This is a genomic window from Kitasatospora sp. NPDC056181, assembly GCF_042266225.1.
In the GTDB taxonomy this organism is placed as follows: Bacteria; Actinomycetota; Actinomycetes; order Streptomycetales; family Streptomycetaceae; genus Kitasatospora.
Genome location: NZ_JBHJUK010000124.1, coordinates 1 through 12421, shown reverse-complemented (window position 1 = coordinate 12421; position 12421 = coordinate 1). Strand labels below are relative to the sequence as shown.

Annotated in this window: 8 protein-coding genes; 2 read left to right on the top strand and 6 right to left on the bottom strand. The window is 75.2% G+C overall.

All coding sequences use genetic code 11. The features are described 5' to 3' along the window. Positions 1-49 precede the first annotated feature (49 nt). Positions 50-2920, top strand: coding sequence for a class IV lanthionine synthetase LanL (gene lanL / locus ACFC1F_RS33405; protein ID WP_376164006.1), 2871 nt, complete (start codon positions 50-52; stop codon positions 2918-2920). After that, positions 2917-3030 (top strand): ALQxL family class IV lanthipeptide, encoded by a 114-nt coding sequence (locus tag ACFC1F_RS33400; protein WP_376164004.1) that lies wholly within the window; start codon positions 2917-2919, stop codon positions 3028-3030. The genes lanL and ACFC1F_RS33400 overlap by 4 nt, the downstream gene beginning before the upstream one ends. Before the next feature lie 173 nt (positions 3031-3203). Here the strand turns inward: ACFC1F_RS33400 and ACFC1F_RS33395 are convergent, their stop codons facing one another. From ACFC1F_RS33395 to ACFC1F_RS33370, 6 genes are all read right to left on the bottom strand, one after another. After that, positions 3204-4412, bottom strand: a complete 1209-nt coding sequence (locus ACFC1F_RS33395) for a pyridoxal-phosphate dependent enzyme (RefSeq protein WP_376164002.1) — start codon at positions 4410-4412, stop codon at positions 3204-3206. Between the two features lie 233 nt (positions 4413-4645). After that, positions 4646-6961: an FUSC family protein gene (locus ACFC1F_RS33390; RefSeq protein ID WP_376164000.1), complete on the bottom strand. Its 2316-nt coding sequence runs from the start codon at positions 6959-6961 to the stop codon at positions 4646-4648. Between the two features lie 300 nt (positions 6962-7261). After that, a complete protein-coding gene (locus ACFC1F_RS33385) occupies positions 7262-7753 on the bottom strand; it encodes an FBP domain-containing protein (RefSeq protein ID WP_376163998.1) in 492 nt (163 codons plus the stop codon). Between the two features lie 208 nt (positions 7754-7961). After that, positions 7962-8402, bottom strand: a complete 441-nt coding sequence (locus tag ACFC1F_RS33380; protein ID WP_376163996.1) for a hypothetical protein — start codon at positions 8400-8402, stop codon at positions 7962-7964. Between the two features lie 622 nt (positions 8403-9024). Beyond that, complete coding sequence (locus tag ACFC1F_RS33375) at positions 9025-11364, bottom strand: NB-ARC domain-containing protein (protein ID WP_376163995.1); 2340 nt, start codon at positions 11362-11364, stop codon at positions 9025-9027. A 56-nt stretch (positions 11365-11420) separates the two neighbouring features. After that, the gene (locus tag ACFC1F_RS33370; RefSeq protein WP_376163993.1) at positions 11421-11897 is read right to left on the bottom strand and encodes a hypothetical protein; all 477 of its coding nucleotides are present in this window, start codon (positions 11895-11897) and stop codon (positions 11421-11423) included. Positions 11898-12421: the final 524 nt, after the last annotated feature.

Below are 12421 nucleotides of genomic sequence, written 5' to 3'. Positions count from 1 at the left end.
CCCGACCGGTGGCCGCCCGACCGCCCGACTTCGACCCGGAGGCCCGAGGATGTCAGAGAGCTCCGCGGCCCCCCCGGCCTCCTGTCGTCAGGACGCGACGCTCTACTGCGACCTGGTCGAGGCCGAGTTACGCCGCCAGGAAGCGGACGGATGGTCCATCAGGGCCGCCGCCCCGTGGCGGTTGGTCTCCCCGGACGGCTACCGACTGCGCGAGCAGGGCTGGAAGCTGCACCTGTCCGCCACCCCGCTGTCCGCGCCGACGGTCCTCGCCCGTGCCGCCCGGGTCCTCGTCGCCGAGCGGGCCGCGTTCAAGTTCGCGGCGACGCCGGCGGAGGTCGCGGAGCTGGTCTCGGCCGGCTACGACCGCAGCGGCGGCGGCAAGTTCATCACCGTCTACCCCGCCGACGACGACCAGTTCCGACGGCTCGCCGAGGCCCTGCACCTCGCCACCGCCGGCCTGCCGGGCCCCGGCATCCTCTCCGACCGCCCGTACCGCGCGGACAGCCTCGTCCACTACCGGTTCGGCGCCTTCCGCCGGGCCGACCGGCTGACCGCGGACGGCATCCTGGAAACGATGCTGCGCACCCCCGACGGCGGCTACGTCCGGGACCTGCGGCAGCCGCGCTTCGCCCCGCCACCGTGGGCACCGGTACCCCCGCTGACCGCCTCCGAGCCCGTACCGGACGGTGCGTCCGGTGCGTCCGGTGCGTCCGGTGCATCGAAGGACGGACCGAAGGCCGGCACCTCCGGCGCCGCCGGCTCCCCCGGCGCGCAGCGCACGGTCGTCCTGCTGGACGACCGCTACGAGGTCCGCTCGGCGATCCGGCACTCCTACCGCGGCGGGGTCTACCTGGCGACCGACCGCAAGAGCGGCCGCGACGTGGTCGTCAAGGAGGCCCGGCGGCACGTCGGCGCGACGCTGGCCGGCATCGACGCGACCGACCTCCTGCGCAACGAGGGCCACATGCTGGAGCGGCTCGCCGAGCACGGTCTCTGTCCCCGTGCGCTCGGCCTCTTCCACCAGGGCGGCAACCTGTACCTGGTCCAGGAGCGCATAGCCGGCCTGGACCTGCGTGCCTGGACCACCCGTCACCTCGCCTCGGGCACAGGCGCGAGCACGGAGACAGGAGCGGACCCGACGCAGCCCACGCCCGCGCGGATCGCCGAGCAGCTGGTGGACCTCGTCCGCCGGGTGCACGGTCTCGGCCTCGTCCTGCGTGACCTCAGCCCCGGCAACGTCATGGTCACCCCTGACGGCGCCCTGCGCCTCGTCGACCTGGAGGCGTTCGCCCGCCCCGGCGATCTCGTCCAGCGGGTGGAGACCCCCGGATACACGGCCCCCGAGACGGCCGGGGCGCCGGGCTTCGGACCCGCGCCCGCGCCCGAGGCCGACCTCTTCAGCCTCGGCGCGGTGCTCTTCCACGTCCTCACCGGCGCCGATCCCGTGCTCGCGCCGGACCGGCCCGCCCTGCGCGACCCGGACGAGCGACGGGCCGCACTGCTCGACCACGCACTCGCCGGCCGGCCGGAGCTGCACCCCTACCGGGACCTCGTCCTCGGCCTGATGGCCGAGGACCCGGCCCGCCGCGCACTCCCCACCGCCGGGTCGGCCACCACCCCGACGGCTGCTCCGGCCACCGGGCCCGGCGGGTCCGCCCGGCCGCGCGGGTCCACGGCAGGTGCGACCACCGCTCCCGCGGTCCAACAGCGGCTCCTTGACGACGGGTTGGGCTGGCTGCTGCGCACGATGACGCCCGACGACGGGCGGCGGCTCTGGCCGGCCGGCCTCTCCGGTGCCACCACCGATCCGCTGAACGTGCAACACGGCGCCGCCGGCGTCCTCGGGGTCCTGACGGCCGCCGCCCGGGCCTCCGACGAACCCCGGCTGCGCGAGGGCGTCTCCGTGGCCGCCCGGTGGATCGGCGACCGGATCGGCGACCGGACCGACGACCCGTCACCGGTCCTCCCCGGCCTGTACTTCGGACGCTCCGGCACCGCCTGGGCGCTGCTCGACGCGGCCCGGTTGCTCGACGACCACGCGCTCGCCGGGAGGGCCGCCGACCTCGCCGACCGGATACCCGTCCGCTGGCCCAACCCCGACGTCTGCCACGGCGTCGCCGGCGCCGGCCTGGCCCAGCTGCACTTCTGGCAGACCACCGGTGACCCGCGGTTCCGCCGGCGTGCCGAGACCGCCGCCGAGCACCTGCTCGGCGCAGCGACCACCGGCCGCTCGGGCACCCTCTGGCCCGTCCCGCCGAACTTCGACTCCGCGATGGCCGGTATCCACCACCTCGGCTTCGGCCACGGCGTGGCCGGGATCGCGACCTTCCTCCTGCTCGCCGGGCAGGCCACCGGGCGCGAGGACTTCCTCGACGCCGCGAACCGGGCCGGCGAGACCCTGTTGCGTGCCGCCCGCATCGAGGACGGCGCGGCCGGCTGGGCGATGGACGACCGCCGCCCGCAGGCTCCCACCCATCCACCGCAGTGGTGCAGCGGGGCGGCCGGAATCGGTACCTTCCTCACCCTGCTCTGGCAGGCCGACGCGGACCCCCGCCACCGGGAGGCCGCCGAACAGGCTGCCACCGCCGTCCACCGGTGGCGCCACCGGCTGTCACCCGCAGCCTGCCACGGCCTCGCCGGCAACGCCGAGTTCCTTCTCGACCTCGCGGACGCCCTGGCCGAACCGCGCTACCGGCACTGGGCCGACGACCTCGTCGCCGCCGCCCACGCCCGCAGCGTCGTCGACGACGGGCTGCTCCTCGTCCCCGACGAAACCCTCGCCCGCGTCCACGCGGCGTACAACACCGGACTGTCCGGCCTGCTCGGCCTGCTCACACGGCTGCGGCACGGCGGGACCAGGCTCTGGCTCCCCGCCCCGGGGAGTCCCCGTCGAGACGGAGAGGAGGTGAATCCGACATGACGAACGACGTCACGGCTCTGCAGCAGCTCGACACGGACGAAAGCTACGGTCCTTGGGACGGCTGGATCTGCCCGATCATCAGCTGCTGGTCCTCCCACTACGAGGACTGATCAGTCCCCGTCAGCACGTGCGGGCCGGCCGGCCATCGCATCCCGGCCGGCCCGCAAGCCCCTCGGCCGCCGTCGACTGCGCTCAGCACCCTCGGCGCCGTACGCGCCCCCGTGAACACCTCGGGGGCCGGCGCGCCGCGGAAGCCACCGACTCCCCTCCCCGGCAGGGTCGTTCAGTCCTTGAGACCGGCCGCTCGCAGGCGGGTGCGGACGGCGTCCCAGGCGGGGTCGACCGGGGCCGGGGCGTGACTGCCGACTCCGCGGTCCTTGAAGCCGCTGGAGGTGGACACACAGACCACCGGACCGTCGAGCGGCTCGTCCAGGGCGCGCAGGCCGGCCAGTCCGGCCGCCGCCGACAGCTCCACCCACAGGCCCGCGGAGGCGAGTTCGGCCTGCGCGGCGCGCAACCGGCGGTCGTCCAGGAGCAGCGGCCGGCCGCCGCTGCCACGCAGGGCCACGACACCGCGGTACCCGCTGACCGGGCAGTCGATGCCGTACGCGTCGGTCGCCCCGACCTCGACCCGGGCGACGGGCCGCCGCTCGCGGACGGCGGTCGCGAGCGGGCCGCCGGTGGCCGGCTCGCAGCTGAACAGCCGCGGGACGCGGTCGGTGAGGCCGAGGCGGTGCAGCTCGGCGAAGCCCTTGCCGATGCCGAAGAGCAGTTCGCCGTAGCCGGTCGGGACGAACACCGCAGCGGGGACGCCGAGGTCGGCGACGATCTCGTACGCGACGGTCTTGTAGCCCTCCGGGCCGAAGGAGCTGCCGGTGTGGAAGGGGGTGAGGTTGCTGACCGGGAAGAGGCCGAACTCCGCCACGATGCGCTCGGTCAGCGGCCACCGCTCCTCGACGGGGACCGGCAGGACCACGGCGCCGTACGCGTCGAGGAAGGACCCGGCGGCGGGCGGCACGTCGGGCGAGGTGAGCACGACGCAGCGCAGCCCGGCGCGGGCCGCGTAGGCCGCGGCGGACGCCCCGTGGTTGCCCGAGGAGGCCACCACCACGCCGGGGGCGCCGGTGGCGAGCGCGGCGCTCACCGTACAGCGGTTGAGCCGGTCCTTGTGGCTCCAGGTGGGGTTGCGCGACTCGTCCTTGACGTACACGCCGCCGCCGAGGTCGACCAGTGGCGTGCCGCCCTCGCCGAGCCCGGGAGCGGCCAGCGGCGGCAGCAGCGCCGCCCAGCGGTCGAGCCCGGCGCCGGTCGGCCGCGCGGTGAGGAAGTCGGCCGGCACGCGCGCGTAGTCGTAGTCGACCTCGACCGGGTAGGAGACGGTCTCGGTGCTGGTGCGCGGACAACCGCGGGTCAGCGGGGGAAACAGCGGGTAGCGGACCTGCGGGTCGGCGAGGGAGCGCTGGCCCGAGGCCAGGGACGGTGCTGTCGTCATGCCCGAAAGCCTACGAGGAGGCCGGACGGCGCACTGGCGGTCCGTCTGCTGCGGTCTTCTGCCTACCCCAGCTGCGGTCTGCCTGCCGCGGCTGCTATCTGACGACCCGTCGCGGGCGGCCACGGTGGCGGGGAGCACCGGCGAGGTCAGTGCGTGCGCAGTAGGTACGGGCGGCGCGGTGCGGGCGATGCCGTTGCAGGCGGCGCGGTACGGGCGGCGCGGTGCGCGCGGCGTCAGTGCGGGCCGTCGGGGGCCGGCCTGGCATTGCCGGGTACCCGCGCCAGGTCGTCGAGCAGCCCGGTGAGCCAGAGGGACACGTCGACGGTGTGCAGGGAGGCCGCCTCGGCGGGCAGCCGGGTGGCCGCCAGCCGCTCGGCGCGCAGCGCGTCCCGCGCGTCGGCCACCGCCCGGTCCGCAGCGTCGGCGGGGGCGCGCGCCAGCAAGGCTGCGCCCTGGCTGCGGAACGCCGCGGCCACCTGGTCGGCGCGGCGCACCAACGCCGCCGCCCGGTCCGGGCCGGCGGCCGCGGTACCGGGCGGGATGCGGGCCAGCAGCGGCTCGGCGCCGCGGACGGTGTGCTGCCCGGTGAGCACGGCGGCCTGCCAGTCGGGCCCGTCCTCGGCCGGATCGTGCCGCTCACTGCGGTACTGGGCGTACTGCGCCTCGGTGAGCAGTGCGGAGTGCCGGGCCCGGGCCAGGGCGCCTCGCGCCGGGCCCGTCCCGGTGACGACGGCGACCGTCTCGCTCAGCGCCGCGGCGCTCCGGTCGAGCAGCTCGGCGGTGCGCCGCCGCAGGTCCTGGCCGCCGCCGCGGGGCCAGGCGAGGAGCCCGGCGAGGATGCCGACGGCCGCGCCGGTGGCCACGTTGACCAGCCGGGCCTCGGCCAGCTGCCAGCCGGCCGGGGCCAGCTGGGTGAAGACCATGGCGATCACCACGGTGAACATCCCCTGCGCCCAGGCCAGCCCGAGCACCGGGCCTGCGGTGAACGCGAACAGCATCACCGGTGGCAGCGCGGCGGCGTAGAAGACCGGGTGCTCGCCGACCGCGAGCAGGAGCACGGCGGTGACGCCGGCGCCGCACGCGGTGCCGACCAGGGCGGGGCGCAGTGCCGTCCGGGTGTCGGCTGCACTGGTGCGCATCAGGGTGAGGGTCGCCAGCAGGACCCAGAAGCCGTGCGTCAGGTCGAGGGCGCCGGCCACCAGACGGGCCGCGCTCAGCGCACCGGCCGTGCGCAGGGCGTTGCGGAAGTACACCGAGCGGGTCGTGAGGTTGCCGCGGATACGGCGCCACCAGAGCATCGCAGCCGGTTCGTGGGCGTACCAGAACGGGCCCGGCCGCCGGTCGGGGGGCGTGTCGTCGGGCGGAGCCGGCACGTGGCGGGCGGTGCGGGTGGCGAGGATGAGGAAGCGGGCGCCCTCGGCGGCGTTCAGGGCCACCGTGCCGAGCCCCAGCCGGGCCGCCGCCGTCCGGCCGGGGGCGGAGGCGGAGACGGAGGTGTGGGCGGGGGCGGAGGCGGAGATGCGGGCGGGGGCAGCTGGCACCCCGGCGGGCGCGGGGGCGGTGCGGGCCGCCTCGAAGGCGGCGATCCGCGCCTCGATCGACGCGGCCGACGGGACCGGCCCGCCGCCCGCCCGCACCCCGCCCCCGGCCGCGCGCAGGGCCTGCGCGGTGGCCGTCACCAGGACGGCCACCTGCGGGTGCGGCCCGCCGACGGATCCGAGCCGGCGGACCCGCAACAGCTCGGCGCCGACGTAGTGCAGGGTGGTCGCACAGTGGGCGAGGGCGCGGTCGACCGCGCCGGGCCCGACGGGCCGCTCCATCATCGGGATCCGGGAGAACCGCAGCTCGTCGAGGAGCGCCAGGGCCCGCGCCGACACCGCCGACCCGCCCGTCCCCCCGCCTGCTTTCCCGTCCGCTTCCCCGTCCGCTCTCCCGTCCGCCGCCGCCGGCCGGCGGCCCGCGCACTCGGCGGCGGCCAGATCCGCCAGCTGTGCCAGCGCCCGTGCGGCACGGGCGACGCGGTCGCGGTAGTCCGTCGGCGGCGGCTCCGGCCAGAGCAGCCGCTCGGCCGCCGCGAGCAGGACGAGACCTGTGGCGACGCCGGCCAGTCGCTGCGGCAGGGTGTCCGGGGCGAAGGGCGGGAAGCACGGGAGGATGTAGAAGAGCTGGAGTCCGTTCGCCAGCCCGACCAGCCGCGGCCCGCCCACCGACCCGAAGGCCACTGCGAAGCCCACGCCGGCCATCCCCAGCGCCGCCGTCCACGCGTGCACGGCAAGGGCCGTACCCAGGCACACGAGCGCCGCGGCGAACGGCAGCGTCAGCAGCAGTGTGCGCACCCGGGCCCGCGCGTCGCCCTCGACCCGGGCCAGCACCCCGACCGCGACCGCCGCGAACAGCGCGTAGGTGGCCGTCACCGGCTGGTGGAGGCCGTAGCGGAAGGTGTAGAAGCCCACGCACGCGGCCGCGGTGACCCGGACCGCGCGGTGCACCACCGCCGGCTCGGGGCGGCTGCGGCGCGGCTGCTCGGGCCGGCCCGGCAAGCGGCGCATCCCACCTCGCTCCCATGGGCGTTCGGAGTCGTCGGCCGCACCCGGCCGCACCCGGCCGCGACGCGGCGCGGCCGACGCGGTGGCACGGTCGCGCGGCCGACGCAGTGGCGCGGCTGACGCGGTCCGTACACGGCCGGTCCGCACGAGGCCGGTCCGCGGCCGGTCTGTACGAGGCCGACGCCGTCGGTCTCCGGCCGCAGCCGCGCCGGGCTGCCCACCGGTGGGCACGCCGGGCCGTACGTCTCCACCCTAGGGTGACGGGCCACCGGACGCAGGCCCGGTGGACGGGCCCCGGGACGGTCAGGTGGTGACCTTGGCGATGAACGCGGCGAGGTTCGACACCGTGCGCTGGATCTTCTCCTCCAGAGTGAGCGACTCCGGCATCCGGCCGCCGGAGCCCGTCTCCCTCCGGCCCCGCACGTACAGCGAGCAGGCCAGGTCACTGCACATGTAGGCACCCACCGAGTTGCCCTGGCGACCGGCCGGCCCGGCCTTCGGCGCGACCATGAGCGAGACCCCGCCGGTGTGGGTGGTCACGCACAGGGAGCAGATGCTGCGCCGGGCCTGCCATGCGGCGGCGGCCGGGCTGCGCAGCACGAGCCCCTGCGGGCGTCCGTCGAGTTCGGTGACGAGGTAGGCGCGGTCCGGGGCCTGCGGGTCCCGCCAGCCGAGGAAGTCCAGCTCGTCCCAGGGCTGTTCGACCAGGTCCCGGGGGAGGTTCAGGCGCTTCGCCTCGCCCTTGGTGCAGTTCAGGAAGGAGTTGCGAATGTCGTGCTCGACCAGCTGCTTCATGACATGGAAGGCTAATTTGCCTAAAACCTTTAGGCAAATGGATAAGGGTCGATGGCAAGCAGGGCCACCCGGACAGAGCCCGGGACCCCGGAGCCCCGAACCCCGGCTCCCGGAGCGAGCGGCCTCGCCGACGAGCCTGGGCCCGCCCCGGGCGCGCAGCGGCACATCGGGGCGGGCCCGGAGAACGGACTCGGAGAACGGGCCGGCGTCAGCAGGTGACGGCCACGTCCACGACCGAGGTGGGCGGGGGCGTGCCGAAGTCCGTCAGCGAGAACGACGCGCGGACCGTCGAGCCGCAGGGGACGACGCCGCTCGGGCCGCCGACGTAGGCGGTCCCGGACCCGAAGTAGGCGGAACCGCTCTCCGTGCCGAGCGACTCCCCGCCGACGACGGTCGCGGACACCTTGTAGATGAAGCTCCGGCCGGATCCGGGGGCCAGCTGCGTACTGACGCCGTAGACGCGGACGGACGGACCGTCGACCGTCACACAGACGGTGTTCAGCCGGTTGATCATCCGCACGGACGGGCCGCAGGTCGGCACGGAGGCGGCGGTGGCAGGGGCGGCCGCCGCCGTCGGGGCGGCCGCGACGGTCAGACCGAGGACGGCCAGGGCGGCAACGGTGGAAAGAGCGGGGATGGTTCGGTTCATGGGACTTCTCCTGAGGGTCGGCAAGGCATGCCGTGTGGGGCCGACACCCTGTAGACAATGTGATATGTCACATCTGACATTGATACTCCCATGGCGCCGAAGCCCCCAGGGCACAGCGGGGCTACCGGCGGCAGAACGGTCCGTAAACCGTCCCCCTGTGGCCGAAAGGCCTCCCGCCGATCCGGAGGGGCGCACGCGGGGGCACCGTGGCATCACCCCGATCGTGAAGTTCTGCGCCGAGGCTCCGGTCGGGTCCCGGTCGCCGGGCTGCTCGCGACGCGCCCGGGCGCGCGGACCCGGCCGCGCCACCGGCTACGGCGCCGTACCGGGCGCAAGGGCGAGCGCCGCAGCCGGTCCTCGCGCGACTGCGCCGGTCCGTTCGACGGAATCCGCCAGCTGGTCAGGGCACCGATCGTGCTGGTCCGGGACCGGCTCGACACCCATGGACTCTCCCTCGGCCCCCACCGCCATCACCTTGAGCGCCGAGGTCGGTGACGCCGGCCGCCAAAGCCGCCGCAGCTCTGGAGCCGAAGGGCTGAAGGGCTGGAGGGCTCGCCGACCCTGGCTGCTGGTCCGGCTCCTGCCCGCGCCGGCCGCCACCGGGGCGAGCGGCCGGCAAGGGCTACCTCCTTCGTCGCCACCCTGTGCCCCGGGATTGCTCCTGCCAGTACGCGAGTGCCTGCCGGGTGGTCGCGAGGTCGGGATGGTCCGGGCGGAGGACGCGCAGTTGCTCGTCCAGCAGGTCGGAGAGGAGGGCCACTGCGCCGCGAGGGTCGCCGGACCGGCCGCGCCAGCGGGCGAGGGCGGCGCGGGTGCGGAAGATGGCGGACCGGTCGGGGTCGGTGACCACCGCGTACGCGTTGGACCACGTGTTCCGGGTGCCCTGGGCGATCTCGCGCTGCTCCCCGCGGAGTTGGTCGTTGAGCAGGTCGGTCAGGACGGTCACGGCCCCTCGCGCGTCGCCCGACTCGCCCAGCCAGTGGCCGAAGCGGAAACGGATGTCGAAGGCGCCCGAGTCTGCCGGCCCGGTCGTGTAGAGCCGCTCGTTGACGAGCTGGCGGTACACGACCACCGCCGCGGCCGCGTCTCCCGCCCTTTCCTGCCACTCGGCGGCGTCGCGGAGCAGGGCGAAGCCGGGCGGGCCCGTCCGTCCGTTGACGCTCGCGATGTAGCGGTCATCGGCGAGCAGGTCGCGATAGACGCGTGCGACGCCCGGCAGGTCGCCGGCTCGTTCGAGCCAGTGGGCCAGGCGGTGGCGCAGCTCGGTGACCTCCTCGACCAGGCGGACCCGCTGGGAGGGGTACAGCTCGTACTCCGGGGCCAGCAGGGCCAGTTGATCGTCGATCATCCGACGGTACCCGGTGATCGCGGCGGTGGGGTCGCCGGATTCCGCCCGCAGCCGCGCGATCCGGCCGCGCAGCTTCGTCACGGACTCGTGCCGGGCTCCCAGCCGCTCGGCCGTCGTCGGCAGCAGCGCTTCGAAGTAGTCCAGTGCGGCCTGTGGCCGACCGTCGTCCGCCAGCGTGTCACCCACCCGGAGCACGAGGGCGTGCAGCTCCCGGCCGGTACTCCACCCGTACCGGAGCCCTGGTTCGCCGGAACCCAGCATCAGGGCCCGGTCGTTGCGGGTCAGCGCCTCGACATTGGAGCGCAGCACGTCCGGAGGGAAATCGAGGGCGCGCGAACGCGGGTGCGGCGCCCGGTCCCTCGGGGGAGTCAGGAAGAACGTCGTCGCGTTCGCCTCGTCCGCCGACTTCCGGGACGCGACGAGGAGCAGGTCGGCGGCCACGGCGGCCAGCTCTGCGGCCCGGCTCGCGGGCACACCCTCGCGGACGGCTCGCTGCACCATCGGGTGGACGCGCACCGACCGGTCCTGGTCCGCCGGGTCGTAGTCGAGCAGGCTCCACCGGTGCAGCAGCGCGAGCGCCCCGTCGGCGCGCTCCTCCGGCCCCGCGTGCTCCGCGTCCTCGGCCGGGCGGTCGGTCCGCTGCCGGTCGAGGTACCTGACCGCAGCGGTCAGCACCGCAGCCGGGATGCCGTCGGAAGCCAGCGGCGCCACCAGTTCCAGCAGCATGCGCGCCGTCCCGACCGGCACCTGGGCGTCGGCACGCTCCAGCGCGAGGTCCCAGGCGTATGGCAGCGGCAGGCTCTGCTCGTCCGGCAGACCGCCCGGGTCCGGGACGAGGTCGGCCAGCCGCTGACCGTCGTCGCCGAGCAGCCGCAGGTAGTCGGCGCAGCTCAGACCGGTGCTGCCCAGGTAGGCGGCCGCCTGCGCCAGCGCGAGCGGCAGGTGTCCCAGCTCGCGGGCGAGCGCCTCCAGTTGCTCGGGCGGCTCGAATCGGCCGGACGCGGCGAGCACCGCCGTGAGGTAGTCGAAGGCCTCGGCGGAGCTGAATGACGGCACGGTGACCACCTGCCGGCCAAGCCCCTCGCGGGCCAGGTCCCGGCGCCAGGTGGTGACCAGCGTCCGCCCCACGGGCTGGTCCGGCGGCCAGAGTCCACGCAGGTCGTCGGGGTCGAACAGACCGTCCAGGACGATCAGCCGGCGAACCGTCTCCCCGGCCCCGCCCGGCCGGAGCCAGGCCAGGAACTCCCGCGCACCCTGCTCCGGATCGGCCGGGTCACGGCCGGTGATCTCGGCGATGGCTTGGGCATAGGCGGTCAGGATCGCCGCGCGGCTTCCGGCGGTGACCCAGACCAGCAGGTCGAGTTGCCCGGCCTGCCAGGCGGTGCGGGCCTCGTTCGCGGCCAGCTGGGTCTTCCCGGACCCGGCAGCGCCGACCAGTATCCGGCAGTGCGCAGGGGTGTCGGGAGTATCGAGAACGGCCCGGCGCCGGAAGCAGTGCGCGATGGTTGGGACCGCCCCGACCTGGTGCGGCCAGGCCGCCGGAGCATGTCGGCCGGCGTAGTAGGCCACCTGGTCGGCGCGGCCGACGGCGAAGCTGTGGTTGCTCGCCTGCACCCCTGTGAGCGGCGGCGGTGGCGAGGTTCGTGACGGGCTTGGCTCGGCCGGTCCGTTCAGCCCTTGGGCGGATCCGGCACCTGAGGGTGGCCGATCTGCACGCCCCCGTGGATCACACCGGCGGCGACCGAACCTTCCTGGGCACCGATGTGCACGTTTCCGCCGACCGCCATGCCGCCGTCCCCGGCCGACACCTGGGCCTGAACCGCGCTCTCGGCCAGCAGCTCGCGCAGCGCCTCGCCGGCGCGCTCGCGCTCGTCCTCCGGCAGGTCCTCCAGGAAGGCCTCGAACCGGGCCTGCCAAGAGGCCTCCTGGCGGATCCGGAGCCGCTCAAGCTGCCCGCCGTCAGCCGCAACGAGCTCGGCGGCAGTCCGGCCCAGCCGCTCCAGCTCGGCGCTCTCACGCTGGACGTTCCCCCGCCCGAACCAGGCGGCCACCCGGCGTCGGAACCCCTCCCAGGCCTCGGTCCCGGCCGCGGTCATCACCGCCGTCCCACCGGACATGGCCAGCGCGGTCAGCGCCTCGGACAGCATGCGCAGTCCCCCCTTGTCGACAACCGTGACCCCGACCGTACCGCGAGCCGGACACCGTGCCCAGGCGAATTTTCACGCAGTTACGCAGGCGAGCAGGGACTGATGACTACCCGTCAGCACACCGGCCAAATCGTCACCCCGAAGCGCCGAAGTCAGTAACCTCGCGATTTCTGGAGCCCGTGGAAGCCGAGCGGACGACCGTTGATCCATCTTCCGGCCCGGCCCGGCACAGGCCCGGGGACCGGGACCGGGACCGGGAAGCCGTCAAGTAGATCCCGGGACACCCCTTGAACCAGACGCCCGGCCCACCACCACAGGAAGCGCATCCGGCGAACCACCCGGACGGGCACGCGCCGATGTCACGGAGAGCGACTCGCGGGAGTACGGCGGGTGAGGGCTGTGGTGCGGGCCACCCCGGGACGGGCCGGCCGGCAGGACTTCCCGCACGGGCCGCCCCGGACCGGTCACCCACCGTCGACCATGTGCCCGGCCTCACAGCCCTCCCGGTGTGGCCCGGACCACTT

What these genes read in the sequence shown, in the direction of transcription:
- ACFC1F_RS33385 (WP_376163998.1), bottom strand. Translation starts at nt 7,753, where the DNA reads ATGAAGCAGCTGGTCGAGCACGACATTCGCAACTCCTTCCTGAACTGC.
- ACFC1F_RS33395 (WP_376164002.1), bottom strand. Translation starts at nt 4,412, where the DNA reads ATGACGACAGCACCGTCCCTGGCCTCGGGCCAGCGCTCCCTCGCCGAC.
- lanL (WP_376164006.1), top strand. Translation starts at nt 50, where the DNA reads ATGTCAGAGAGCTCCGCGGCCCCCCCGGCCTCCTGTCGTCAGGACGCG.
- ACFC1F_RS33400 (WP_376164004.1), top strand. Translation starts at nt 2,917, where the DNA reads ATGACGAACGACGTCACGGCTCTGCAGCAGCTCGACACGGACGAAAGC.
- ACFC1F_RS33380 (WP_376163996.1), bottom strand. Translation starts at nt 8,402, where the DNA reads ATGAACCGAACCATCCCCGCTCTTTCCACCGTTGCCGCCCTGGCCGTC.
- ACFC1F_RS33370 (WP_376163993.1), bottom strand. Translation starts at nt 11,897, where the DNA reads ATGCTGTCCGAGGCGCTGACCGCGCTGGCCATGTCCGGTGGGACGGCG.
- ACFC1F_RS33390 (WP_376164000.1), bottom strand. Translation starts at nt 6,961, where the DNA reads ATGCGCCGCTTGCCGGGCCGGCCCGAGCAGCCGCGCCGCAGCCGCCCC.